Genomic DNA, 24,069 nt, shown 5'->3' with positions numbered 1-24,069 from the left:
GCTAAAACAGCCGCTTTCAAAATTTCTGCTACCTGCGCTGCCACGGTTTCTCGCTGGCGGCTACGGCCTGTCGGGCGCATCTCCCGCCCCATGGCAGAAACCGGAACTATCTATCTCGTGGGCGCGGGCCCGGGCGACCCCGATCTCCTGACCCTGCGCGCAGCGCGCCTGATCGAGGGCGCTTCGCTGATCGTGCATGACGGTCTGGTGGATCGCTCGATCCTTGCCCTTGCCCGCGCAGATGCGACGCTGGTTTCCGTCGCGAAACAGCGCAGCAAGCACACCCTGCCGCAGGACGACATCAACGCCCTGCTGGTGCGCGAGGCCAAGGCGGGGCGCGACGTCGTGCGGTTGAAGGGCGGCGATCCGCTGGTCTTCGGGCGCGGCGGGGAAGAAGCCGAGGCAGCGCGCGCCTGCGGCGTGCCGGTGGAAATCGTCCCCGGCATCAGCGCCGCGAACGGCGCGGCCGCTGCGGCGCAGATCGCGCTGACCCACCGCGACGCCTCCAGCATCGTCAGCTTCGTTGCCGGCCAGTGCAAGGGGCTGAAGGACCAGGACTGGGTCGGTCTCGCCGGGTCGGGCCGCACGCTGGTCATCTATATGGGTGTGAAGACCGCGCCGCAAATCGCTGAAAAGCTGATGGAAGACGGCCTTGCCCCCGACATGCCGGTCGCGGTGATCGAGAACGGTGCCCGCCCCGAAATGCGTGTCCTGCGCGGATTGCTGGCGGGCCTGCCCGATCTCGTCGAGAGCGAGCGCGTGGTCAGCCCCGCGCTTATCGTCATTGGCGAAGTGACCGCCCGCAGCGACGCCCATCTTTCCCTGAATGCTCTGGAGGCGGCATCATGAAGATACTGACCGGAAACGATTTGAAGACCGGCGATGTCGTCTGGTGGGACGGCAGCGACTGGTCCCGCCATATCGAGAATGCGGTCGATGCGGGGGAGGAGGCGGAAACCATCCTCGCCCGCGAGGAAGCGGCCCGCCGCGTCAACGTGCCCTATGCCATCGCGGCAGAGCTGGAAGACGGCACCCCCCGCCCCGCGCATATCAAGGACCGCGTGCGCGCGCTGGGTCCGACCGTGCGCCCGGACCTGACTCTCAAACCCGCCGACCCCCAAGCCATCGACTGGGTGATCTGATGTACAAGTACGACCAATACGACCAGCAAATGGTCGATGCCCGCGTCGCGGAGTTCCGCGACCAGTGCGAACGCCGCCTGTCGGGCAAGCTGAGCGAAGACCAGTTCAAGCCGCTGCGGCTGATGAACGGCCTCTATCTCCAGCTTCACGCCTATATGCTGCGCGTCGCCATTCCCTACGGCACGCTGTCGGGCGCGCAGATGCACGCGCTGGCCGATATCGCTGACAGGTACGATCGCGGCTATGGCCATTTCACCACGCGCCAGAACATCCAGTACAACTGGATCAAGCTGGAAGATGCAGGCGACATCCTGGCCGATCTGGCCAAGGTCGAGATGCATGCCATCCAGACGAGCGGCAATTGCATCCGCAATATCAGCTCCGACCATTTCGCCGGAGCCGCGGCGGACGAACGTGTCGATCCAAGGCCTTACGCCGAATTGCTGCGGCAATGGTCGAGCTTCCACCCGGAATTCATGTACCTGCCGCGCAAGTTCAAGATCGCGGTGATTGCCAGCGACACCGACCGTGCCGCGATGCGCCTGCACGATATCGGGATCAACATCGTGGAGCAGGACGGGAATCTTGGCGCGGCCTTCTATGTCGGTGGCGGCATGGGCCGCACGCCGATGATCGCGCCATGCATCCGCGACTTCGTGCCGCTAGACCAGCTCGTCACCTATGCCGAGGCGTGCCTTCGCGTCTACAACCGCCATGGCCGGCGCGACAACAAGTACAAGGCGCGGATCAAGATCCTCGTCCACGAACTGGGCGCGGAGGAATATACCCGCCAGGTCGAGGAAGAATTCGCGCGCCTGCTGGACAGCGGCGTCGAACCGCCTTTCGCCGAACTGGAGCGGATCCGGGGTTTCTTTGCCGATCCCGCTTTCGAGGACGGTCCCAAGAGCGTCGACCGCTCCGACCCCGACTTCGCCCTGTGGGTGGAACGCAACACGGTGCGTCACAAGCATGACAGCTATGTCAGCGCGGTCATCAGCCTGAAGCCGGTGGGCGGCATTCCGGGCGATGCCACGGCAGCGCAGATGCACCTGATGGCCGATCTCGCCACGCGCTATTCCTTCGACGAATGCCGTGTCATGCACACGCAGAACGTGGTCCTGCCGCATGTCAGGATCGCGGACCTCCATGCCCTGTGGAGCGAGCTGAACGAAGCCGGCCTAGGCGAGCCCAATCTCGACCAGGTGGACGATATTATCGCCTGCCCCGGCCTCGATTATTGCAGCCTCGCCAATGCCCGCTCGATCCCCATCGCGCAGAAGATTTCCGAACGCTTCGTCGCCAACGGGAAACGCGATGCGCTGGGCGAACTGAAGCTGAAGATTTCGGGCTGCATCAATGCCTGCGGCCATCACCATGCGGGCCATATCGGCATCCTCGGCGTCGACAAGAAAGGCGTCGAGAATTACCAGCTTCTGCTCGGCGGCAGCGAGGCGGAGGATGTCAGCCTCGCCAAGATTACCGGCCCCGGTTTCGACGAAGCCGGCATTGTCGACGCGGTCGAAACCGCAGCCGATGTCTATTTGCGCGAGAAGGCGGACGGGGAACGCTTCCTCGATACCTATCGCCGTATCGGCATGGCCCCTTTCAAGGAGGCGCTTTATGGCTGATCCGCAGGTTCCCGCCGAAGGTGGCGGCCAGAATGCGCTCGGCACCGGACCCGACGGCGTCCAGTTCCGTTTCCGCGACGACGAGCCGGTCGATCACGCGCAGGTGACGGTGGATGCTTTCCTGGAGCAGTCCAATTCCGCCGCCGTCCGGATCGAGCCGGGTGACGATGTCCTGGAACTCCTCCCGCATCTGGAGCGAATTGCGCTGGTCGAGGTGAACTTCCCCAGCTTCGGCGACGGGCGCGGCTATTCCGCTGCGCGCACCCTTCGCGAAGCCGGCTACACGGGCGAAATCCGCGCCGTGGGCGATGTGCTGGTCGACCAGCTTTCCAATATGCGCCGCTGCGGCTTCGACAGCTTCGCACCCGATACGCGGCTGGACGAGGCGGACGCCAAGGCCGCGTTCGAGCGCTGGCCGCATCACTACCAGGCGGCCGCCGACACGCAGCGCACCATTGCGCAGATCCGCCACTCGAACGCGCCGCGCCATGAATGAAGTGCGCTCCATAGACCGCATCGACACCGGCCCCCGCTTCACCGATGCCGACGCCATTCGCCTGAACCGGATGTTCCGCGGATCGGACACGCAGGAAATGCTGGCCGGGGTACTGGACGGTGATCTGGCGGGCGAAGTCGCCGCCGTGTCCAGTTTCGGCGCGGAGAGCGCCGTGCTGCTGCACCTGATCGCGCAGGTCCGGCCCGATATCCCGGTCCTCTTCCTGGAAACGGGCAAGCACTTCCCCGAAACGCTTGCCTACCGCGACGCGCTGGTGGAGCGGCTGGGCCTGACCAATCTCGTGAACCTCACACCCGATGCCGATGCGCTGGCGAAGAAGGACGAGAACGGCCTTCGCTGGTCCTACGATCCCGACGGCTGCTGCGACCTGCGCAAGGTGCAGCCGCTGGCCGCCGCCATGCAGGCCTACGACGCCAGTTTTACGGGCCGCAAGGCGTTCCAGAACAGCGCCCGGGCCGAGCTTCCCCGGTTCGAGATCGACAGCAGCGACGCTGCCGGACGGCTCAAGATCAATCCGCTGATCGACTGGACGCAGGACGATATCGACGGCTGGTTCGAGGAACACGACCTGCCCCGTCATCCGTTGGTCGCTCAGGGCTATCCCTCGATCGGGTGTTCCCCCTGCACGCACAAGGTCGCCGCCGGCGAGGACCCGCGCTCGGGCCGCTGGAAGGGGTGGGACAAGACCGAATGCGGTATCCACCTGCCCGGCAGCGACGAAACGCCGGACGATCTGCCGCCGGGCTACGACCCCGCGTTCTGACCCCGGCGTTCAGCGCTCACCGCGAAGCGCCTAGAGCCACTCGTTACGGCGATACCACAGGGCTGTAGCGGCCAGTCCCTCCGGCGTCGGAATGACCGGACGCCACAGGGCCTCGGGCGGACGGCGTGCGGGATCCGAAACCCAGTCGGGATGCATCATGTAACCCACGCGGTCGGGTGTCAGCTTGGCATCGCCGCGCCGCAGCAGGCTGTCCATCCAGGCGGCCAATCGCATGACCGGCGCTGGCAGGCGGGGGACCAGCGGATTGGTACCGACGGCAGCGCCGATGGCTTTGGCGAGCGCGCGGTGTTCCCACCCGCCGGGCCGGCCATCGTCGGGTTCGAACATCTGCGATGTCACGCCTTCCCCGCCCTCGTGCAATTCCAGCAGCAAGCGGACGAGATCGCCTACGTGGACGATGGACGCGCTTCCCCGCTTGGGCATCGGCACGACGCGCAAGCGTGCCATCTCGAACAGGTCGAGCATCTCGCGATCGCGCGGTCCGTAAATGGCCGGAGGGCGCACGATGGTCCAGTCGAGACCGCTTGCCTTGACGATCCGTTCCGCCCGCAGTTTGGACGCGCCATAGGCCGACAATTGCGGCTCGCGCGCAGCCAGCGAAGACACGAAGACGAACCGCGAGACACCGGCATCGATCGCCGCCTCGACCACGTTGAGCGTGCCCGCCACATTCGCCTGTTCGAACTCGGCCGGATCGGTGGCGCGAACCTGCCCGGCAATGTGGATCACCGCTTCCGCCTGCGCCAGCAGCCGGCGCAGTGCATCGCGGTTGCCCAGATCGCCTTCGACCCAGTCGACGCCGCGCCGGTCCTTCGGCACGGACCGGGCGAGCGAACGCAGCGCAACCTTCCGCCGCTCCGCAAGGTCGATCAGCGCCTGCCCGACAAAGCCTGTTCCGCCCGTGATGGCTATCGTCACAGCATCACCATGTGATCGCGGTGGACGACGGCGCTGCGCGGTGCATGGCCGAGGACATCCTCCTGCTCTTCCGCGCGCTTGCCGGCCAGTGCCCGGCAGGTCGCGGCGTCATATTCGCTCAGGCCCAATGCGATTTCAGACCCGTCCGGACCGGCCACCGCAATGAAATCACCGCGCGCGAAATCCCCGGTCACCTGCGTAATCCCTGCGGCGAGGACGCTGGCCCCTGTCCGCAGCGCCTCTACACAGCCGGCATCGACCTCGATCACGCCCGACTTCGCCAGGCGCCCGCCGAGCCATCCCTTGCGCGCACCGGGACCGTCCTGCGCGGTGAAGATCGTGCCGATGTCACGATCCAGTGCGCGCGCCAGCGGCCGGTCATGCGTGCCGTTGGCGATAGCGAGCGCGATGCCTGCACGGGTGGCGATTTCGGCGGCGGCCAGCTTCGATGCCATGCCGCCCGTTCCGACACCGCTTTGCGGAGGACCGGCAGAGGCGCGTAAGCCATCGTCTATGGTGTCGACTCTGCGGACCAGCCGCGCGCCCTCTTCCTGCGGAGGCCGGTCGTACAGGCCATCGACATCGGAAAACAGCAGCACCGCATCCGCCCGTGCTGCCTGCGCCACGCGCGCGGCCAGCCGGTCATTGTCGCCAAATCGGATTTCCTCCGTCGCGACGCTGTCATTCTCGTTCACGACCGGAATGGCGCCAAGATCGAGCAGGCGATCGAACGTAGCGGACGCGTTGAGGTAGCGTTTGCGGTCTTCCAAATCGTCCAGCGTCAGCAACATCTGCGCCGCGACCAGTCCCTGCGTCCCAAGGACCTGGGCATAGAGACCCGCCAGTTCCACCTGCCCGACGGACGCTGCGGCCTGCGCACCCGACAGGCTGGCCCGGCCTCGCCCGCCCAGGCCCAGCCGTGCTGCGCCCAGCGCGATGGCGCCGGAACTGACGATGATGATTTTCTGCCCGCCGCGCTGCAATGCGGCCAGCTCTTCCGCCAGACCGGACAGCCATTCACGCCGCAGCGTGCCGTCCTCTCCGACAAGCAGGGCCGAACCCAGCTTCACCACCAGAACGGGGCACAGCGCAGGGTTTCCGAGGTCTGGCAGGGACGAGATGGTCATCGGTTTCGGGTCCGGTTTCGCACCAATCGGCACGCGCCTAGATCGGGGACCAGTCCGCCGACTGTTCGTCATCTTCGACCTCGGCAGCGTTGGTTTCGGTGGAGGTCCGGTCCGGCAGGTAGCCGAGCACCGCGTCCAGCAATGGCTCTATCCCCGCGCCCGTCGCGCCGGAGACGGCGAAAACCTCGTCCGCGCCAGCGTCCAGCAGTTCCGCCGCGAAGCCTTCCGCCAGTTCGGCATCGGCCAGGTCCAGCTTGTTCAGCGCGATCAGCTGCGGCTTGTCGGTCAGTCCCTCGCCATAGGCGGCGAGTTCTTCCTGCACCGTCTTCATCGCCAGCGCAGGATCGTCGCCGGCAATGTCGATCAGGTGGATGAGGACGCGGCACCGCTCGATATGGCCCAGGAAACGGTCGCCGATACCGGCCCCGTCGGCCGCACCTTCGATCAGGCCGGGAATGTCCGCCAGCACGAATTCGCGGCCCTTGTGATGGACGACGCCCAGCTTTGGGACGAGCGTAGTGAAGGCGTAGTGGCCGACCTTCGCCTTGGCATTGGTGATGGCGTTGATGAAGGTCGACTTGCCCGCATTGGGCAGGCCCAGCAGGCCCACATCGGCCAGCAGTTTCAGCCGCAGCCAGACCGACATTTCCTGGCTCGGCTCACCGGGCTGGTGCTGGCGCGGGGCGCGATTGGTACTGGTCTTGTAACTGGCATTGCCGCGGCCGCCCATGCCGCCTTCCAGCATCACGACGCGCTGCCCGACTTCGGTGAAATCGGCGAGGATCTCTTCCTTGTCTTCCGACAGGACCTGCGTGCCCACGGGCACCTTGATCACCAGGTCGTCCGCACCCTTGCCATACCGGTCGCGGCCCATGCCGTGTCCGCCGCGCTGGGCCTTGAAATGCTGCGAATAGCGGAAGTCGATCAGGGTGTTGAGGCCCTGCACCGCTTCGAACACGACATCGCCGCCCTTGCCGCCATTGCCGCCGTCGGGTCCGCCGAATTCGACGTATTTCTCGCGCCGGAAGCTGACGGCCCCGGGGCCGCCCGCGCCGGACTTGAGATGGATCTTGGCCTGGTCGAGGAAATGCATGCGCTGGCAGATAGGGACTTATGCGCCCGAGCGCCAGCGCCGCAATGCAGGCGCCGGGCCGAACCTAGCGCCCGAAGCGACCGCGTGCGGGAAAGCTTAGCCCTCGTCGCCCGGGACCGGTTCCACCACCGGGGTGGAGGTGAACCCCTCGTCGACGCGGATCACGGGAATGTCGGCACCGGTGTCGGGATCGGGAACCGATCCTGCCGAGGACGGCGGAACGGCCAGCGTCGAAACGCCGCTCGTCACATCGGGGATCATGGTCATGCGGGCCCGCTGCACGGCGACATAGCCCGGCTGCGATGCCCCGTAACGGGCACCATACTGCTCGTCCCAGGCAGACGATGCCTGTTCATAGGCTTCGTATTCGCGGAAGAAATTCTCGAACGCGGTTTCCATGCGGGGCAATGCGCCGGCCGAGAAGACGGCGACGTCCTGCACCGGCATGGCCTGCGTTTCTTCCGCGATCTGCAGCATGGTGCGGCAGAACTGGCTGCGCACGGGCGGCAGCGCGAAGTAGTTATAGACCGAGGTCATCTGCGATTCGCGCATCATTATACCGCCGCGGCGGTCGCCGGCGCGGTCGCGATAGACCTTCTCCAGCCGGTCGTTCACGCGTTTGAGCGCGGGGCCGCTATCCTTGATGTAGCGGGCGTAGGAATCGAGGATCGGCTGGTATTGCGGGGCGGTGCAATTGAGCGCGGCGACGTTCCAGCCGGAGCGCACGTGCCACACCGTTTCGTCTTCCGTCAGGTTCGCATTCACCGACTGGCGAACGCCGGTCAGCGGATCGACGCGCGGGATATCCATCACGTAGCTCGCGCCGCTGGGCGGAACCGGCCGATAGGGCACGGATTCGACCACCGGTGGCGGCGGTGGCGGAGGCGGCGGTGGCGGAGGCGTCGCGCATGCTGCCAGCGCCGACAGCATGGCTGCCGATGCCGTAATGCGAATGGGACCGAATGTAGTGCCTGCCATGAATGCGCCCTTTGAGGAGTTTCCGTTAGCCAAGGGTGCAGGATACAACCTTGCTGCGGGGCGAACAGCCATAAACCGCTATGGCTGCAAAGAAAATGCCCGGGATGCGGATTGCACCCCGGGCACGATGGATCGAGTCGCCCGAGCGACGGGCCGAGTTCGTTTATTCGCGGGCTGCGCCCATGAAGCGCAGCAGGAACAGGAACATGTTGATGAAGTCGAGATACAGGCTCAGCGCGCCCAGGATCACCGACTTTCCTTCCCATGCCGTGCCGCGCAGGCGCTGGTAGTCGTTCTTCAGCCGCTGCGTATCGTAGGCGGTGAGGCCTGCGAAGATCAGCACGCCGAGGAAGCTGATGGCCAGTTCGAGCGTGCTCGAGCCCAGGAAGATATTGATGACGCTGGCGATGATTAGACCGACCACGCCCATGATCAGGAACGTGCCGAAGCCAGACAGGTCTTTCTTCGTGGTGTAGCCGAACAGGCTGAGACCGGCGAAGGCACCGGCCGTTGCGAAGAACGTCGCCGCGATGGAACCGCCGGTATAGACGAGGAAGATTGTCGACAGGGACAGGCCCATCAGGAAGGCGAAGCCCCAGAACATCGCCTGCAGCGTCGTGCGCGAGAACTTGTTCGCGCCGAAGCTCATCGCGAAGACGATGGCCAGCGGGGACAGCGCCACGATCCACATCAGCGGACCGCTGGCGAAGGAGTAGGCGAGGCCGGACTGCGCCGTCAGCAGAGCGACGACGCCGGTCAGCAGGACGCCGGACACCATGTAGTTGTAGATTTTCAGCATGTAGCTGCGCAGGCCTGCGTCGAAGGTCGTGCGCGAAGCAACGTCGCCTCCTGCGCGCGGCACCGAGCCGAAGCCCTGCTGCGACTGCCGGGGGTCGTTCCAATTTGCCATTGCTATTCAAGCTCCTCTTGCACCGGGCAGGCACGATAGCCGCCGGTTCACAGGTAATATCGTTACAAAACCAGTGGGTTTCAAGGGAAATCGGACCATTTCCCAGGGTGCCTCGTTAACCCTTTTCCCGCGCCTGCTCTGCCAGTTCCGCGCCCCGGTCGCGCGTCGCGCCCAGCGTCTTTTCCAGCAGGCGGACGAGCGCGTCCCCCTCGTCCAGTACGTCGAGACCACGCTGCGTCATGCCGCCCGGACTGGCGACCCGCCGTGCCAATTCCCCCGGCGACCGGTCCGAGCCTGCCGCAAGGGCGGCTGCGCCCTCCACCATCGCGGTCGCCAGCCGCTCCGCCTGTCCTGCATCCAGGCCGAGACGGTGACCGGCCTTCGCCAGCGCATCGATGAAGCGGTAGGCGAAGCCCGGGCCCGATCCGGCGAGCGCCGTGACCAGGTCGAACTGCGCCTCGTCCTCCAGCCACTCCGCAGTGCCAAGCGCGGCGGCGAGCGCCGTGACATTGTCCCGACCGGCCCCGTCCAGCCCTTCCGCGATCAGGGCGTTGGGCGATTTGTTGATCGCGCAGGCGAGATTGGGCATGAACCGAACGACACTGCCGGCTGCCGGGAACGCAGCCCTCAGCGTGGCAAGATCGACCCCGCCCAGCACGGACAGCACGGCGGTATCCCTGCCTGCCACCTTCCGAACATGCGGCGCCACCACGCCAAGCGCATCCGGCTTCACCCCCAGCAATACGGCGCCGAAGGGCGTGGACGGCCATTGAGTCATCATGCCCATGCCTTCCGGCACGTCCTTCCCGCGGGGATGGTAAACCGTGAATGTGGCGGGCGGAATGCCGGCGCGAAGCCATCCCTCCACCATTGCCCCAGTCATGGTGCCGTAGCCGCAGATCAGGATGCTGCCGAACATTCGCGTTCAGGCCTCGCCCGCCGCGTCGACCATCGCCGCCCGCAGGGCATCGCCGGGCTCCTTGTCCCCCCACAGGACGAACTGGAAAGCCGGGTAGAAGCGGTCGCATTCCTCGATCGCCGTCTCGACCACCGCCTGCGCCTGGCTGACGCTCAGCAAGCCGTCATCGCCCAGCAGTGCGCCGTGACGATAGATCAGCATCCCGCCCTGGGACCAGATGTCGAAGTGCCCCAGCCACATCTGCTCGTTCACCCGCGCCAGCAGCTCGAGCGCGCCGGGACGCTTGTCGTCCGCGACACGGATTTCCGGCAGGCAGATCAGTTGCAGGACCTTGTCCTCGCGGCGCCAGATGCAGCGGATCTGGTACTTCGTCCAACTCCCCTGGATTTCGCCCGACAGCTCGTCCTCGCTGACCCGCTGCGCGGTCCAGCCGCGCGCCTCGAACAGGGCAGCGAGCATGTCGACGGGGGGGCTGTCCGCGCCGCGCTGCTCCGGATCGGCCAGCATCATATGGCTGCGCCGGTGCAGCAAATGCCGCGCTGGAAAGGTCTATCGTGGTTGCGTCCGCTCATGCCGCCAGATGGACCTGCCGGGCCGGAAAGAGCAACGCCTGCCCCCGCCCGCTGCTGGGGAGAACGGATTTCGCCTGTTCAAACCGTGGGGATAAGGAACGGGGGAAAAAGGGTTAACCGGCTCTTTCGTCCGTGGCTGCACCGCATCCGCCGAGGCACGCAGGCGATCAATCCAGCTCTTCGATTGCCTCGCCATTGGCACTGGTAAACCGGAACGCGTCGATGCCCTGTTCGGACAAGGCACTCACCGCGGAATTGGCAGCGGACCGGCTGGAAAAGGGACCGGCGAGCAGGCGATTCGTCTCGCCCCAGCTTGCGACGAAGGGGCCGTTGTCGTCCAGCACCTCGGGCGCCTGCCGCGACAGGCGGCGCCAGTCGAACTTCAATGCGGAGCGGTCGCGGCCCGTTGCAACCTGCACCCAGATACGGCTGACATTCGCAGGCTTCTCTGGCTCGGGCGGGGCGGCAGCAGGCTCGGGCGCAGCAGCTTCCTCGCGCGGAATCTCGATGGCGGTGATGTCGACTGCGGTGCCCGGGCGCGGCTGTTCGCTTGTGTCCGGCAGCGACAGGAGATCCGCAAACGCGTCGGACACCGAAGCGACCGGCCTTTGCGGAGGGGCAGTGTTCGACGACGGGAGCGTTATCGGATTGGCGGGTACGGTCGATTGCGCTGCCGCCTGGCCGAGATCGAAACCGGGCGCAGGCGTTGCAGCCGGCAGGCTTGCGACAGTGACCGGCGTGGACGACCCGGCGCTCGACGGAGCGACATCGACCCGGGCAAGCGCCTGGTTCGCGGCAGGTGCCCCCGCGGTCGACGTCTGAGCGGGTGCCGGGGAAGGGTCCGAAGATGCCGGGGGCGTGACCGTGGCAGCCGCGCCAACCGGCGGCAATTCTCCGCCTGCCGCAAGCGCTGGAAGTTCACCGCGTTCGGTGGCCGGCCGCGTAGCGGAGGGAGGAGATGGCGCGGGTGTATTGCTTGCCGTCTGGACAGGAGGCGACGTCGGAGCGGCCGGAACGGCGGCCGCTGCCGCCTGCTGCTCAGCGGGCGCAGGTTCCGGCTCGGCAATGCGAACCTGCCGATTGGCGCGCGACGGCAGTCGTCCACGCTGGCGACGCTGCGCGAGAAGCGCCTGCCTTTGCTCGCGGGTCAGGCGTGCATCGTCATCCTCGGCAGCATCCGCTTGCGATGTCTGCCGGGACTGCGGCGCTGTTTGCGGCGCTGTCTGTGACTGGCCGAGCGGCCTTCCGGACGGGGCGAGAGGCGTATCGACCGCAGCCAGCGCCGGGGCGCTTCCCGCCTCGCGCGCAGCAACGATACGCGGATCGTCCCGGCCGATGGCCGCTGCGCGCGGGAAAATGCCGAGATTAGCCGCGGCCGCCTGCTGCGCCGGTGTGAGGCGGCGCATGTAGCGAAGATAGGGCTCCACCCGCTCTGCCATTTCGCGCGGCATGACCGCGTCCGCGATGGCGATCCCCTCATCGGGCTCGCCCAGGATGGCAAGGCCGAAGGAGCGGGTGCGATAGGCCGCGAAATCGCGCTGCTCCAGCAGTGGCAGCAGGGTCGATTCGAACGCCTCGCGGTCGCCTGAAATGGCATAGCTGAGCGCCATCCGCCTCCGGATCTCGGCATCCTCCTCGAAGGACAGCGCGCGGCGATAGGCCAGCTGCGCCTCGCGGTTGTTGCCGACCAGGTCGTGGGCCAGTCCCTTGTCGCCGGCCATGGAGATGGGGCGCACGCCCGCGCGCTCCGCCTCGTCGAACAGGCGCAGGGCCTCTACCGGGCGCTGCACCCGGACATAGGCTGCGGCAGTCCCCGCCTTCACCCGCGGATTGCCCGGCGAAAGCTCGTCCGCGCGGCCATAGAAGCCGATCGCGGCGTCGATATCGCCCAGCTCCAGCGAGGCCGCAGCCGCCATGATCAGGGCATCGACATCGCGGGGGTTGCTGTCGAGTCGTCGCAGCGCGCGGTTGAGTTCGCCCGATGCTGCCGGCGGCAGGGGCTGGACGACAGCCGTGCCTTGCGCGGCCAGTGGCATGGAAGACAGGGCTGCAAGACTGCCGAGACCGGCAGCTCCGAGCATGGTGAGGATGCGGTGTGTCATGGGCATGGGTTCCAGACGCGTAACTATCGCAGGCGCGCCCTGAACCGCAACCTAATGAAAGCCCGCGGAGAAATTTCCCCGCGGGCGATAGGTTTACTGGTTGTTCTGGCGTCCGAGGAAGCGCGGAATGCTGAGCGAACCGCCATCGTCATCGTCGTCATCGTCGTCGTCCTTCGACGAACTCCCGCGCGAGAGATTGGCCATGCGTTCGAACAGCGTGCTGCCCCCGGCATCGTCCTTGGCAGGCTTCGGCGCAGCAGGCGCAGCCGGGGCCGGCGCCGGTTCTGCCTGGCCGGTTGCCGCTTCGGCCTCGCCGCCCGAAACGAGCTGGCGGCGGCGACCGCCCTGGACCGGTGCATCCTGTTCGCTGAGCCGGTCTGCGTTCCGAAGCAGGTCGTCGGACGCGCTATCCTGACCGGTCGTTCCGGCGGATTCTTCGCTGCCGCCGAGGTCGAGGGGCTCTTCGCTCGCCCCGCCCTGTTTGCCGGCGCCGACATCGTCCCAATTGCTGGCATCGCCGAGGTCGAGCGTGTCGTCGGACGAATCGCCCGCAAACCCGTCGTCTCCGCCAACCCCGAACTGGTCGTCCGAAGCAGGCTCTGCCAGACGCGCGTCGTCGTCCTCTTCCTTGCGAAGGCCGGCCAGCGGATCGACGATGCCATCGACATCGTCGTCCTCGTCATATTCGTCCTCGTCGTCAAAGGACGAGCCCGCGGACGCTGCGCTGAGGCCCAGCCCTGCAATTCCGGCAGGAACCGCTGCCGGCTCCTCCGCAGGCGCTTCCGCTTCCGTTTCGTCCATGTCGTCGGACGGAAGGTCCAGGACCGGACGGCGCGGGGCGCGGCCCGAGCCGAGCGACATCGACTGGCTGGTCCCGGCGGATGTGCCTTCGCTCCCCTCGATACCGGTGGCCACGACCGACACGCGAATCTTCCCGTCGAGATCGGGATTGAATGCCGAGCCCCAGATGATGTTGGCGTTTTCGTCCACCAGTTCGCGGATGTGGTTGGCCGCCTCGTCGACTTCGAGCAGCTTCATGTCCTCGCCGCCGATGATCGAGATGATGACACCCTTCGCCCCGGCCATCGACACACCGTCGAGCAGCGGATTGGCAATGGCGCGTTCGGCAGCTTCGAGAGCGCGGTTCTCGCCCTCGCCTTCGCCTGTGCCCATCATCGCCTTGCCCATTTCCTCCATCACCGACTTCACGTCGGCAAAGTCGAGATTGATGAGGCCCGGCATCACCATCAGGTCGGTGATCGAGCGCACGCCCTGCTGCAGCACTTCGTCGGCCAGCTGGAACGCCTGCTTGAACGTGGTGTCGGCCTTGGCGACCAGGAACAGGTTCTGGTTGGGAATGACGATCAGCGTATCGACGTGGCGCTGCAATTCCTCGATCCCGGCTTCGGCAGCGCGCATCCGGCGCGTGCCTTCGAACAGGAACGGCTTGGTCACGACACCGACGGTCAGCACGCCCTTGTTGCGGGCAGCTTCCGCGATAACGGGAGCTGCGCCCGTGCCGGTACCGCCGCCCATGCCGGCGGCGATGAAGCACATGTTGACGCCTTCGAGCAGGTCCTCGATCTCGCTGGCGGTTTCCTCGGCCGCGGCCTTGCCCACTTCGGGACGCGATCCTGCACCCAGGCCGCCGGTGATTTCCGGTCCGAGCTGGACCCGCGCCTCTGCCGCCGAATTGTTGAGCGCCTGCGCATCGGTGTTGGCAACGACGAAATCGACGCCCTCGATGCCGTTCTCGATCATGTTGCCGATCGCGTTGCCGCCGGCGCCGCCGACACCGATGACGGTGATCTTGGGGCGCAGCTCGTCGGTGGTCGCAGGGCCGATATTGATGCTCATCTTAACTATACTCCACAAGCGGCAGGCATGGTTCGCCGCTGGAATTCCAGTGTGTCACACGTGCGACACGTTCTGCACTGTTTGCCCACGCCTTTTCCACAGGCCTAGCCACAGGGCAAATCCCCTGCAGAACGTGCGGGGCGATTAGAAATACTCTCTCGAGGCCGCCAATACACGCTTTATCAGACCCAAGCCCGAATAGGTAACCATGGTTTGCGACGTATCGGGGATCGAGCGAATGTCGACCGGATCGCGCGCGGCATAAAGGCACAGGCCGGCAAGCGTCGTGAAGCCGGGGGTAGCATGGGCATCGGGCAGGCCGCGCAGCTGCGACGGCTTGCCGATACGCACCGGTCGGCCAAGCGCGCCCTGGGCGAATTCGGCAATCCCGGCCAGTTCGGCCCCGCCGCCGGTCAAGACGACCTGGCTGCTGCGCGCGCCGCCCGTTTCATGCGCCTTGAACACGCGGTTGATCTCGTCCGTCAAGCGGGAAAGCTGGCCCGTCACGACCGATACCAGCTCGGCCCGGCTCACCCGGTCGACTTCCGGCGCGCCTTCCGCCTGCTGTGCCAGCGGAACCATCTCGCGGTGGTCGGACGGGCTCGCAATGGCCGAACCGAACACGCATTTCAGCCGTTCCGCCTGGAAACGGCGGATCCCGAAATCACCGGCAATCGCGTCCGTGATGTCGCCCGATCCGATGGGTATGGCATGGAGTGCGCGCAGCATTCCGTTCTGGAAGATCGAGACATTGGTCAGTTCCGCCCCGATCTCGACCAGAGCCGTGCCCAGTTCGCGTTCCTCCGGGCTGAGACACGCCTCGGCGCAGGCGATCGGTGCGGCAACCACCGCCTCGACCGAAAGATGCGCGCTTTCCACCGCGTCGCGCAGGTTCTTCACCGGTGCGCCGTCGGCCAGCATCACGTGGATATCGACGCCCAGCCGCTCTGCATGCAGGCCGACAGGGTCGGACGCGCCATGCGCGCCGTCCAGCGTGTATTGTGCGGGCTGCGCGTGGAGAACCATCTTGCCGTCGGGCTGGATCGTCTCGCGCGCGGCCACCAGCAGGTGCTGAATGTCCTCTTCCTCGATCCGGCGACCACCGATGGGCACCTCGACCTGGCTCACCTGGTTGGCGAGCCCTGCACCGGAACAACCGACCCAGACACTGGCAATGCCGGTCCCGGCCGCCTTCTCCGCCCGTTCGACCACGTCGCGCACGGCGTAGGTCGCCGCCGCCATGTCGACGATATAGCCGCGGCGGACGCCCTGGCTGGCGCGGTGCCCGCTGCCCAGCACGATCAGTTCGCCCGATTCCGATTGCCCGAGGATCATCGCGGAGATGCGGAACGATCCAATATTGATGGCGCCGAAGACGCGGGAGATGCGGGGCAGTCCCATCAATTCGCCCCCCCTTCGCCCAGCATTTCGGCCGCGCGGCCCGGAACCCGCATGTAGATGCGCTCGGGCGCGCGCATGTCGAACGTCGCGACCTTTCCTCCCAGCAGGCGGTTCTGCCCGTCGAGCCGCGCGAACTGGACCAGAGCGGTCGCTGCGTCCCGGTCACCCTGCGGCAGGGCCAGCACCTGGTCGGTCGTGAAAGTCAGGTTCCAGCGGCGATTACCGACCCATTCCGCATTCGCCACCTTGCTGCGGAGCGCGGGCGCAGCGTCCAGCAAATCGCCCAGATGGGCCACCTGTCTGGCAGCACCCGGCCCCTCGACATGCAGCATGCCTTTGGCGTTCTTCTCGCTGATGGGCTCCAGTTCCTCGCCGCTGGCATCGATCAGCACGAGCCGGTCCGGCGCTTTAAGCACCGCGTGCGGCGTGCGCTCGACCACGTCGATCGAGAGCATGTCGGGAAGCTGGCGGGATACGCGCGCATCCTCCACCCACGGCAGCGCCACGAGTTCCTCTCGCAAGGCGTCGAGATCGACCAGAGGCATGGGCCGGTCCTGTTCAGCCAGCGCGCGCTCGTAGATCTTCAGCTCATTCATCCGCTGGACCCCGGTCACCTTGACGCGGCGAACCTCGAAGCCTGCATCGCTGGCCAGCTTGGCCACCTCGTTCTGCGCCAGCGCCGGTACGCCCGCCAGGCTCGCGACGAACCACGCCAATGCCACGGCCCCGCCCAGGATGATGGCGAGGAAGATGCGGTGCAGCTGGTCGTCGTCGAACGGCAGCAGGGACAGCGCGCGGTTGACCCCGCCCTGCGTCCGGGTCTTCGCCGTCCGGGCCTTTGCCGCGCGCGATTTTGCAGCCGTCGAACGCCGAACACCGGTGGTCTTGCGCTTAACCGTTGCCATCGCCCGATTCCCCGCCTGCTGCTGCGAAATGGTCCAATGCGTCCCTGATCACGATTTCGACCAGGTCTTCGTATTCCATGCCTGCGAACTTCACCTGTTCCGGCACCAGGCTGAGCGGCGTCATGCCCGGCTGCGTGTTGGTTTCCAGCACGAAAAGGCCGTCCTCGCCCTGCTCGTCGTCCCAGCGGAAATCGGTCCGGCTGGTGCCGCGACATCCCAACACGCGGTGCGCCTCCAGCGCGTATTTCTTGCACAAGGCCTCTATCGCTTCGGGGATTTTGGCCGGGCAGACGTGATCGGTCATGCCGTCGGTGTATTTGGCGTCGAAATCGTAGAAACCGCTCTTGGGCTTCAGCTCGGTGACGGCCAGCGCCTTGTCACCGACCACGGCGGTCGTCAGCTCTCGCCCGCGGATGAAGGGTTCGGCCAGAAGCTGGGCGAATTCCTGCCACGGACCGGCAGCATCGCGGCGAATGGGATTGCCGTAATTGCTTTCGTCGGTGACGATCGCGACGCCGACCGACGATCCTTCGTTAACCGGTTTCAGGACGTAAGGGCGGGACAGCGGATCTTTCTCGTGCAGCTCGGCGCTTTTCACGATCCGCCCGCCCGGCATGGGTATTCCATGCGGGACGAGCGCCTGCTTCGTCAGTTCCTTGTCGATGGCGATGACGGAGGTCGCCAGTCCGGAGTGGGTATAGGGGAAGCCCATCAGGTCGAGCATGCCCTGCACCGTACCGTCTTCGCCCGGAACGCCGTGCAGCGCGTTGAACACCACGTCGGGCGCGGCCTCCGCGATGCGGGCCGCGACCTGCCGGTCCATGTCGATGCGAGTCACCGTGTGGCCGCGTTTCTCCAGCGCTTTCGCCACGCCTTCGCCCGACATCAGGCTGACAGGGCGTTCATTGGCCCATCCGCCCATCAGGACGGCCACGTGAAGACTGCGTTCAAGGATGCTGCTTTGCGCCATCAGGGTCGCCCTACCCGCTTGATTTCCCATTCCAGCTCGATGCCGGAATTCTCGTAAACGCGGCGGCGCACTTCCTCGCCCAGCCCTTCGATGTCGGCACTGGTGGCATCGCCGGTGTTGATCATGAAATTTGTATGTTTCTCGCTGACCTGCGCACCGCCCATGGTGAGGCCGCGGCAGCCTGCCTCGTCGACCAGTTGCCAGGCCTTGTGCCCGTCCGGGTTCTTGAAGGTGGAGCCGCCCGTCTTGCTGCGGATCGGCTGGGCGGCCTCGCGGGCCTGGGCAATGCGGTCCATTTCCCGCCCGATTTCTTCCGGATCCCCGGCAGAGCCCTGGAACCGTGCCGCGACGACGACCGCCTGGTCCGGCAGGGCCGAGTGGCGATAGGTGTAGCGCAGATCGTCACGCGGCAGGGTGACCAGTTCGCCGCCCGGCATGATGACGTCGCAATCGATCAGGACATCGGCCGTTTCCCGTCCGTAGGCGCCGCCATTCATCCGCACGAACCCGCCAACCGTGCCGGGGATGCCGCGCAGGAATTCCAGCCCTGCGATACCGGCGTCGCGCGCGGTTGAGGATACGAGGATGCCGTGCGCCCCGGCCCCGCAGGAGACGACATGATCGTCATGCGTGTCCACCTGCGCGAAAGGCTTGCCGAGCCGGATGACGACGCCAGGCACACCGCCGTCGCGGATGATGAGATTGGACCCCAGCCCCAGCGCCATGACCGGCATCGACCCTTCGAGTACGTCGAGGAAATGCCGCAGGTCATCGAGGTCGGCCGGCTCGAACAGCCAGTCCGCATTGCCGCCGCTCTTGAACCAGACCAGCTTCGCAAGCGGCGCATCCTGTTTCAGCGTGCCGCGAATGTCCGCCATGGGTACGGGCGCATCGACCGCGCCTTCCACTTCCGCATCGGGGGCCTGTCCGTCATCGAACATGGGCCAGTCCCCGGGCTGGTTCGCATGGCTCATGCCGCACGCTCCGCGCTGACGGCGTCCGCAAGCGTGGCGGCCCATTTGGTGATATCCCCCGCGCCGAGGCACACGACGATATCGCCGGCCTGCGCCTGGTCCGCCAGCCGGCCTGCCAGGTCTGCGTGGTCCGCGACCGTCGATGCATCGCGGTGACCGCGCGATCGCATCCCTGCCACCAGCGCCTCGCTATCCACGCCTTCGACCGGGTCTTCCCCGGCGGCATAGACAGGAGTGACATAGACCGTATCCGCTTCGTTGAAGCAGCTCTGGAAATCGTCCATCAGGTCGCCGAGGCGCGAATAACGATGCGGCTGCATGACCGCGATGACGCGGCCGCCGCTGGCACCTGCGCTTTCGCGCGCTGCGCCGAGGACGGCCGTGATTTCCACCGGGTGGTGCGCGTAATCGTCGATGATCTGGACTTCGCCGCCATCGACCGGAACCGTGCCCACCCGACTGAAGCGGCGGCGGACACCGCCGAAACTGCCGAAACCGTTGCAGATGACTTCGTCCGGACAGCCCATCTCGATCGCCACCGCAATCGCTGCCAGCGCGTTCTGGACATTATGCCGGCCGGGCATCGGCAGGCGCACGCCTTCGATCCGGCGATCTTCCTCGCCCCGCTGGCGCACGATGACATCGAAGGTGTTCCCGCCTTCGTCGGGGCGAATGTTCACCCCGCAAATATCGGCCTGCAGGGAGAAACCATAGGTCACCACGCGGCGGTCGCGGACATTCCCGATGACCGCCTGCACCTCCGGATGGTCGATGCACAGGATCGCCGCGCCGTAGAACGGGACATTGTGGATGAACTCGACGAAGGCGCGCTTCACCCCGTCGAAATCGCCATAGTGATCGAGATGCTCGGGATCGATATTCGTGACGACTGCGATCGTCCCGTCCAGCCGCAGGAAGCTGCCGTCGCTCTCGTCCGCCTCGACCACCATCCAGTCGCTGTCGCCGAGGCGCGCATTGGATCCGTATTGCTCGATAATGCCGCCATTGATCACGGTCGGGTCGATATTGCCGCAATCGAGCAGCGCCGCGACCATGCTGGTCGTCGTCGTCTTGCCGTGGGTGCCGGCAACGGCGATGGTGCTTTTCAGCCGCATCAGTTCGGCCAGCATCTCGGCACGGCGAACGACCGGCGTGCGGTTTTCCAGCGCAGCGGCGACTTCGGGGTTCGTCCGGCGCACTGCGGTGGAAGTGACGACCACGCTGGCCCCTTCCACGTTTTCTTTCGCGTGGCCGATCTTCACCGATATCCCGCGACTGCGCAGTCGCTCGACCGTCGGGCCTTCATTCAGGTCGCTGCCCTGAACGGTGTAGCCGAGATTGTGCATCACCTCGGCAATTCCGGACATGCCGATCCCGCCAATGCCGACGAAATGGACCACACCGATATCTGTCGGGACACCGCGCATCAGCCATTTGCCTTTCTGTCCGCTTCCGCAGCCGTTCGCGCCGACGCGCCCTGGCCCACGGGGACCCCCTGCGACGCCCCGCGCGCATTGTTCGCGCCCACCTTGATCACGTCCATCATGTCCGCCCCGCCGAAGCTTTCGAGCAGGTCTGCCAGATCCTCGACAGCGCGAGGGCGGCCGCAATTCCATGCCGCATGGGCCGCATTGGCCAGCGTATCCGGCCTCTGGCCGAGGGCCTGCACCTGCTTGGCCAGTTCCTTCGCGTTGAAATTGTCCTCTCGGATCATGCGTGCGCCGCCGGCCTTGACCATTTCACGGGTGTTCGCCGCCTGGTGATCGTCGGTCGCGATGGCGAGCGGGACCAGTATGGCGGGACGGCCCACCGCGGTCAGCTCCGCGATGGTCGATGCACCGGCGCGCCCGATGAAGACATGCGCATCGGCAAGGCGCGAGGCCATGTCCTCGAAATAGGTTCCCAGCTCCGCCGGTATATCGTGGCTGCGATACCGCTCGCGCACGGCGTCGAGGTCTTCCGGGCGGCACTGCTGCGTTACCTGCAACCGCTGGCGCAGGGCCGGCGGCAGCATGGCGAGCCCGTCGGGCACCACCTGCGACAGGATGCGTGCGCCCTGGCTGCCGCCGGTCACCAGCACCTTCAACAGGCCGTCCTCGCTCGCGGCGGGAAATTCCTCTTCGCGCAGGGTCCGGACCTCGGCCCGCACCGGATTGCCGACCAGATGGACCTTGCCCTGATGCTTGTCCGCCAGCCGCTCGATTTCCGGATAGGCGGTTGCAATCGCCTGCACGCGGCCGGCGAGCAGGCGGTTCACGCGGCCCAGCACCGCGTTCTGTTCATGCACCAGGCTGGGAATGCCGGCAGAGGTCGCCGCCAGCAGGGCGGGCGCCGCCGGGTATCCGCCAAAGCCGATGACGGCGCTGGGCTGGAAACTCTCGAACAGGCGCAGCGCCATCTTGCGGCCCTGCCACAGGGCCTTCAGCCCGCCCGGCCAGCGCAGCGGGTTCTTGCCGAAACGGCCTGCCGGAATGACGTGGGCAGGCAGGAAGTCCGGCTTGCCCGGGATCTTCGCTCCGCGTGCATCGGTGACCAGCGCGACATGGTGGCCGCGGCGTTCCAGCTCGGTCGCCAGCGCGAAGGCGGGCAGCATGTGTCCGCCGGTCCCGCCGGCTGCGAGTACGTAATGGCGGTTGGCGCCGGTGGGCGCAGCACTGCTCATCGATTGTGATCCTTGTCGGACAAGAGGGAAGCCATCCCCGGTGTCTCACGGGTCAGGAACGGGTTGCGCCGCGTCATAGCAAGCAACAGCCCGACTGTCAGACCTACCGCGATGGTCGACGAACCGCCATAGCTGACAAGCGGCAACGTCATCCCCTTGGACGGGAAAAGCTGCAAATTCACCATGATGTTGATGAAGGCCTGCCCGCCGATCTGTGCGGTCAGTCCAGCAGCGGCGAGCAAGGCGAACAGGTTCTCCTCGTCCGCCAGCCGCACCAGCGCCCGCCCGACAATGGCGAGGTAGAGAATCACGATCATCGCGCACCAGATCAGGCCGAACTCTTCCCCGATGACGGAGAAGATGTAGTCGGTATGCGCCTCGGGCAGTGTCATCTTGCGTGTGCCGAGCCAGAAGCCCGCCCCCGTCCAGCCGCCCGACATCAGCGTGCGGCTGGCAAGATCGACCTGGTCATAGGCGGTACCCCCGCCCAGGAACGCGTCGATACGGTGCCGAGCATTGTCGTAGGTGAAATAGGCGAGCACGAGCAGGCCCACCCCGCCGCCGACCAGCATGGCGATCTTCTTGAACGAGACGCCGGACAACATCACGAGCACGAACCACACACCGCCGAACAGGATCGTCGCGCCAAGATTGGGCTGCAGCATCAGCAACATCCCGACAAAGGCCGAAATACCCGACACGACCGCCAGTACGGGAAGGCCCGGATCGCGCAGGCGCCAGCTCAAGATCCATGCCAGCAGGATGGCGAAGCCCGGTTTCAGGAATTCGCTCGGCTGGAAACCGATGCCGAACCTGATCCAGCGTTTCGCGCCGTTTACTTCGTGTCCGATCAGAGGGACCAGCATCAGCGCGCCGATCATGGCCACTGCCAGCACCACGCCGATGCGCCGCGCGCTGTCGCGGCTCAGGAAAGACGCGCCCAGCATGACGGCGAGCCCGACGACCTGCCAGCGCATGTGAATCCAGTAGAAATGCAGGTCGTCCAGGCGCACTTCCGACGTCGACAGGCGGCGCGCCGTGGAAGGCGATGCCGCTGCCACGGCCGCTGCGCCGATGGCCATCAGGACAAGGACGAGAAACAGGAGGACACGGTCCACCTCGCGCCACCAGATCTTGAAATCCGATGTCCGGGTTCCCCCGAAACGGTCGACCGTGCCGCCCGGGCGGCCCTGCGCGGCGCGGATATGGGCTGGCGCACTCATGAAGCTGGCCCTTCTGCGGCTTTCGTAAGGCCGGGCTCGCTGCCGGCGGGTACGTCGCAGCCGGTCAGGGCGCCGACGATGGAGCGGAAATGCTCGCCCCGCTTCTCGAAATCGCGAAACTGGTCGAAGCTGGCGCAGGCAGGGGACAGCAGCACGACATCGCCCGGCCCCGCGGCGGCGAAGGCCTGCTTCACCGCCTCGCAGATCAGTTCGGACCGCTCGACCGGAACGCGGCCATCCAGCAGTTCGGCAAACCGCGGCCCCGCCTCGCCGATGGTGTAGGCATGGGCGACATTGGCCAGCTGCTCTTCACATTCGCCCAGCCCGTCTTCCTTCGCCAGACCGCCCACGATCCAGTGGATGCGCGCATTGTCCCCGGCAGGCCAGGCGGCCAGCGCAGGCGCGGCAGAGGCGGGATTGGTCGCCTTGCTGTCATTGACGAACAGGACACCATCCGCCTCGCACACGACTTCCATCCGGTGGGGCAGGCCGCGAAAGGTCCGCACGGCCGGCTCCCACTGTTCGCGCGTGATGCCCATGACCTCGGCCAGCGTGATCGCTGCAGCTGCGTTCTGGAGGTTATGAGGTCCCTGCAGGGCAGGCCAGTCCGGCTGGAGTTCCGCAAGACGGCCAGGCTCGAGGCAGACCGCCAGGCTGTCCCCGCGCCGCGCATGCTCTGCCTGCCGCATTGCGCGGGTAGTGGCATCCTGGCAGCCATAGGCGGCGAACTGCCCGCTACCCTGCATCGCCATCAGCCGCCCCTTGGAAAAGGCGTAGGCCTCGAACCCGTCATAGCGGTCGAGATGGTCGGGCGTGACGTTCAGCAATACGGCCGCCTCGCAGGAGAGGGAGCGGGTCAGGTCGATCTGGTAACTCGACAGTTCCAGCACGTAGACCCCCGTCCCGCTGTCACCCGGCACAAGCGGCTCCTCTCCCAGAACGGGCAGGCCGATATTGCCCCCCATTCGGCAGGGCACACCGGCATGGTCGAGGATATGGGCAGTCAATGCGGTGGTGGTCGATTTGCCATTGGTCCCGGTAATGCCGATCACTCGGTGCGGCGGCAGATCGGCACGGGCCTGTGCGAACAGCTCGATGTCACCGATGACCGGGACTCCGAACCGTGCAGCGTGATCCGCAATCGGATGCGTGTTCAGCGGCACACCGGGGGACACGACGATGCCGTCATAGCCGGTCAGGTCCAGCGTCAGCGGGTCGGCAATGTCGGCCCGCCCTTCCAGCAGCGCGCGCGGCTCTTCCTGCCGGTCCCACGCGGTGACCTGCGCGCCGCTGGCGAGCAAAGCCTCCGCTGCCGCCATTCCCGAGCGGGCGAGGCCGAGAACGGCGTAGCGCTTCCCGGAAAAGGCGGGCGAGGTGATCACGCGGC

At 66.3% G+C, this 24,069-nt stretch carries 22 protein-coding genes; 5 read left to right on the top strand and 17 right to left on the bottom strand.

Annotation, left to right across the window (positions count from 1 at the left end; all coding sequences use genetic code 11):
* Positions 1 to 90 precede the first annotated feature (90 nt).
* From cobA to ACGHJ7_RS04975, 5 genes are read left to right on the top strand one after another with little or no spacing between them, the layout of a single operon-like run.
* Positions 91 to 849: a uroporphyrinogen-III C-methyltransferase gene (gene cobA / locus ACGHJ7_RS04995; protein WP_390475013.1), complete on the top strand. Its 759-nt coding sequence runs from the start codon at positions 91 to 93 to the stop codon at positions 847 to 849.
* A complete protein-coding gene (locus ACGHJ7_RS04990) occupies positions 846 to 1,142 on the top strand; it encodes a DUF2849 domain-containing protein (protein ID WP_390475011.1) in 297 nt (98 codons plus the stop codon). The genes cobA and ACGHJ7_RS04990 overlap by 4 nt, the downstream gene beginning before the upstream one ends.
* A complete protein-coding gene (locus tag ACGHJ7_RS04985) occupies positions 1,142 to 2,770 on the top strand; it encodes a nitrite/sulfite reductase (protein WP_390475008.1) in 1,629 nt (542 codons plus the stop codon). The genes ACGHJ7_RS04990 and ACGHJ7_RS04985 overlap by 1 nt, the downstream gene beginning before the upstream one ends.
* Positions 2,763 to 3,266, top strand: a complete 504-nt coding sequence (locus tag ACGHJ7_RS04980; protein ID WP_390475007.1) for a DUF934 domain-containing protein — start codon at positions 2,763 to 2,765, stop codon at positions 3,264 to 3,266. Before ACGHJ7_RS04985 ends, ACGHJ7_RS04980 begins: the two co-directional genes overlap by 8 nt.
* Positions 3,259 to 4,050 (top strand): phosphoadenylyl-sulfate reductase, encoded by a 792-nt coding sequence (locus tag ACGHJ7_RS04975; protein ID WP_390475005.1) that lies wholly within the window; start codon positions 3,259 to 3,261, stop codon positions 4,048 to 4,050. Before ACGHJ7_RS04980 ends, ACGHJ7_RS04975 begins: the two co-directional genes overlap by 8 nt.
* A gap of 30 nt (positions 4,051 to 4,080) precedes the next feature.
* Here ACGHJ7_RS04975 and ACGHJ7_RS04970 read toward each other — a convergent pair whose 3' ends face one another.
* From ACGHJ7_RS04970 to murD, 17 genes are all read right to left on the bottom strand, one after another.
* The gene (locus tag ACGHJ7_RS04970; protein ID WP_390475003.1) at positions 4,081 to 4,989 is read right to left on the bottom strand and encodes an NAD-dependent epimerase/dehydratase family protein; all 909 of its coding nucleotides are present in this window, start codon (positions 4,987 to 4,989) and stop codon (positions 4,081 to 4,083) included.
* A complete protein-coding gene (gene proB / locus ACGHJ7_RS04965; protein ID WP_390475000.1) occupies positions 4,986 to 6,116 on the bottom strand; it encodes a glutamate 5-kinase in 1,131 nt (376 codons plus the stop codon). Before proB ends, ACGHJ7_RS04970 begins: the two co-directional genes overlap by 4 nt.
* Before the next feature lie 37 nt (positions 6,117 to 6,153).
* Positions 6,154 to 7,209: a GTPase ObgE gene (obgE, locus tag ACGHJ7_RS04960; RefSeq protein WP_390474998.1), complete on the bottom strand. Its 1,056-nt coding sequence runs from the start codon at positions 7,207 to 7,209 to the stop codon at positions 6,154 to 6,156.
* A gap of 96 nt (positions 7,210 to 7,305) precedes the next feature.
* Positions 7,306 to 8,187: a hypothetical protein gene (locus tag ACGHJ7_RS04955; RefSeq protein ID WP_390474997.1), complete on the bottom strand. Its 882-nt coding sequence runs from the start codon at positions 8,185 to 8,187 to the stop codon at positions 7,306 to 7,308.
* 163 nt (positions 8,188 to 8,350) lie between these two features.
* Positions 8,351 to 9,097 carry a Bax inhibitor-1/YccA family protein gene (locus tag ACGHJ7_RS04950; protein WP_390474995.1) on the bottom strand — a complete coding sequence of 249 codons (747 nt, stop codon included), beginning with the start codon at positions 9,095 to 9,097 and terminating at the stop codon, positions 8,351 to 8,353.
* Between the two features lie 115 nt (positions 9,098 to 9,212).
* Positions 9,213 to 10,016: a pyrroline-5-carboxylate reductase family protein gene (locus tag ACGHJ7_RS04945; protein WP_390474994.1), complete on the bottom strand. Its 804-nt coding sequence runs from the start codon at positions 10,014 to 10,016 to the stop codon at positions 9,213 to 9,215.
* Between the two features lie 6 nt (positions 10,017 to 10,022).
* Positions 10,023 to 10,526: a YbjN domain-containing protein gene (locus ACGHJ7_RS04940; RefSeq protein WP_390474992.1), complete on the bottom strand. Its 504-nt coding sequence runs from the start codon at positions 10,524 to 10,526 to the stop codon at positions 10,023 to 10,025.
* Positions 10,527 to 10,755: 229 nt separating this feature from the next.
* Positions 10,756 to 12,690 carry an SPOR domain-containing protein gene (locus tag ACGHJ7_RS04935; protein WP_390474990.1) on the bottom strand — a complete coding sequence of 645 codons (1,935 nt, stop codon included), beginning with the start codon at positions 12,688 to 12,690 and terminating at the stop codon, positions 10,756 to 10,758.
* 93 nt (positions 12,691 to 12,783) lie between these two features.
* A complete protein-coding gene (gene ftsZ / locus ACGHJ7_RS04930) occupies positions 12,784 to 14,547 on the bottom strand; it encodes a cell division protein FtsZ (protein ID WP_390474988.1) in 1,764 nt (587 codons plus the stop codon).
* A 144-nt stretch (positions 14,548 to 14,691) separates the two neighbouring features.
* Positions 14,692 to 15,948 carry a cell division protein FtsA gene (ftsA, locus tag ACGHJ7_RS04925; protein WP_390474987.1) on the bottom strand — a complete coding sequence of 419 codons (1,257 nt, stop codon included), beginning with the start codon at positions 15,946 to 15,948 and terminating at the stop codon, positions 14,692 to 14,694.
* Entirely contained in the window at positions 15,948 to 16,853 is a 906-nt protein-coding gene (locus ACGHJ7_RS04920) for a cell division protein FtsQ/DivIB (protein ID WP_390474985.1), read from the bottom strand. The genes ftsA and ACGHJ7_RS04920 overlap by 1 nt, the downstream gene beginning before the upstream one ends.
* Positions 16,840 to 17,823, bottom strand: a complete 984-nt coding sequence (locus ACGHJ7_RS04915) for a D-alanine--D-alanine ligase (RefSeq protein ID WP_390474984.1) — start codon at positions 17,821 to 17,823, stop codon at positions 16,840 to 16,842. The genes ACGHJ7_RS04920 and ACGHJ7_RS04915 overlap by 14 nt, the downstream gene beginning before the upstream one ends.
* Positions 17,823 to 18,797: a UDP-N-acetylmuramate dehydrogenase gene (gene murB / locus ACGHJ7_RS04910; protein WP_390474983.1), complete on the bottom strand. Its 975-nt coding sequence runs from the start codon at positions 18,795 to 18,797 to the stop codon at positions 17,823 to 17,825. Before murB ends, ACGHJ7_RS04915 begins: the two co-directional genes overlap by 1 nt.
* A complete protein-coding gene (gene murC / locus ACGHJ7_RS04905; protein ID WP_390474981.1) occupies positions 18,794 to 20,224 on the bottom strand; it encodes a UDP-N-acetylmuramate--L-alanine ligase in 1,431 nt (476 codons plus the stop codon). Before murC ends, murB begins: the two co-directional genes overlap by 4 nt.
* Positions 20,224 to 21,459, bottom strand: a complete 1,236-nt coding sequence (gene murG, locus ACGHJ7_RS04900) for an undecaprenyldiphospho-muramoylpentapeptide beta-N-acetylglucosaminyltransferase (protein ID WP_390474979.1) — start codon at positions 21,457 to 21,459, stop codon at positions 20,224 to 20,226. Before murG ends, murC begins: the two co-directional genes overlap by 1 nt.
* Complete coding sequence (locus tag ACGHJ7_RS04895) at positions 21,456 to 22,682, bottom strand: FtsW/RodA/SpoVE family cell cycle protein (RefSeq protein ID WP_390474977.1); 1,227 nt, start codon at positions 22,680 to 22,682, stop codon at positions 21,456 to 21,458. The genes murG and ACGHJ7_RS04895 overlap by 4 nt, the downstream gene beginning before the upstream one ends.
* Positions 22,679 to 24,064: a UDP-N-acetylmuramoyl-L-alanine--D-glutamate ligase gene (gene murD, locus ACGHJ7_RS04890; RefSeq protein WP_390474976.1), complete on the bottom strand. Its 1,386-nt coding sequence runs from the start codon at positions 24,062 to 24,064 to the stop codon at positions 22,679 to 22,681. Before murD ends, ACGHJ7_RS04895 begins: the two co-directional genes overlap by 4 nt.
* Positions 24,065 to 24,069: the final 5 nt, after the last annotated feature.

The sequence above is a fragment of the Altererythrobacter sp. MTPC7 genome (assembly GCF_042851395.1).
In the GTDB taxonomy this organism is placed as follows: domain Bacteria; phylum Pseudomonadota; class Alphaproteobacteria; order Sphingomonadales; family Sphingomonadaceae; genus CAJXSN01.
The sequence above is the reverse complement of the archived record's forward strand: the minus strand, read 5'-3'. Positions and strand labels throughout refer to the sequence as shown.

Coding starts and splice junctions, on each gene's coding strand:
- cobA (WP_390475013.1), top strand. CDS start 91: ATGGCAGAAACCGGAACTATCTATCTCGTGGGCGCGGGCCCGGGCGAC.
- ACGHJ7_RS04990 (WP_390475011.1), top strand. CDS start 846: ATGAAGATACTGACCGGAAACGATTTGAAGACCGGCGATGTCGTCTGG.
- ACGHJ7_RS04985 (WP_390475008.1), top strand. CDS start 1,142: ATGTACAAGTACGACCAATACGACCAGCAAATGGTCGATGCCCGCGTC.
- ACGHJ7_RS04980 (WP_390475007.1), top strand. CDS start 2,763: ATGGCTGATCCGCAGGTTCCCGCCGAAGGTGGCGGCCAGAATGCGCTC.
- ACGHJ7_RS04975 (WP_390475005.1), top strand. CDS start 3,259: ATGAATGAAGTGCGCTCCATAGACCGCATCGACACCGGCCCCCGCTTC.
- proB (WP_390475000.1), bottom strand. CDS start 6,116: ATGACCATCTCGTCCCTGCCAGACCTCGGAAACCCTGCGCTGTGCCCC.
- obgE (WP_390474998.1), bottom strand. CDS start 7,209: ATGCATTTCCTCGACCAGGCCAAGATCCATCTCAAGTCCGGCGCGGGC.
- ACGHJ7_RS04955 (WP_390474997.1), bottom strand. CDS start 8,187: ATGGCAGGCACTACATTCGGTCCCATTCGCATTACGGCATCGGCAGCC.
- ACGHJ7_RS04950 (WP_390474995.1), bottom strand. CDS start 9,097: ATGGCAAATTGGAACGACCCCCGGCAGTCGCAGCAGGGCTTCGGCTCG.
- ACGHJ7_RS04945 (WP_390474994.1), bottom strand. CDS start 10,016: ATGTTCGGCAGCATCCTGATCTGCGGCTACGGCACCATGACTGGGGCA.
- ACGHJ7_RS04940 (WP_390474992.1), bottom strand. CDS start 10,526: ATGATGCTGGCCGATCCGGAGCAGCGCGGCGCGGACAGCCCCCCCGTC.
- ACGHJ7_RS04935 (WP_390474990.1), bottom strand. CDS start 12,690: ATGACACACCGCATCCTCACCATGCTCGGAGCTGCCGGTCTCGGCAGT.
- ftsZ (WP_390474988.1), bottom strand. CDS start 14,547: ATGAGCATCAATATCGGCCCTGCGACCACCGACGAGCTGCGCCCCAAG.
- ftsA (WP_390474987.1), bottom strand. CDS start 15,948: ATGGGACTGCCCCGCATCTCCCGCGTCTTCGGCGCCATCAATATTGGA.
- ACGHJ7_RS04920 (WP_390474985.1), bottom strand. CDS start 16,853: ATGGCAACGGTTAAGCGCAAGACCACCGGTGTTCGGCGTTCGACGGCT.
- ACGHJ7_RS04915 (WP_390474984.1), bottom strand. CDS start 17,823: ATGGCGCAAAGCAGCATCCTTGAACGCAGTCTTCACGTGGCCGTCCTG.
- murB (WP_390474983.1), bottom strand. CDS start 18,797: ATGAGCCATGCGAACCAGCCCGGGGACTGGCCCATGTTCGATGACGGA.
- murC (WP_390474981.1), bottom strand. CDS start 20,224: ATGCGCGGTGTCCCGACAGATATCGGTGTGGTCCATTTCGTCGGCATT.
- murG (WP_390474979.1), bottom strand. CDS start 21,459: ATGAGCAGTGCTGCGCCCACCGGCGCCAACCGCCATTACGTACTCGCA.
- ACGHJ7_RS04895 (WP_390474977.1), bottom strand. CDS start 22,682: ATGAGTGCGCCAGCCCATATCCGCGCCGCGCAGGGCCGCCCGGGCGGC.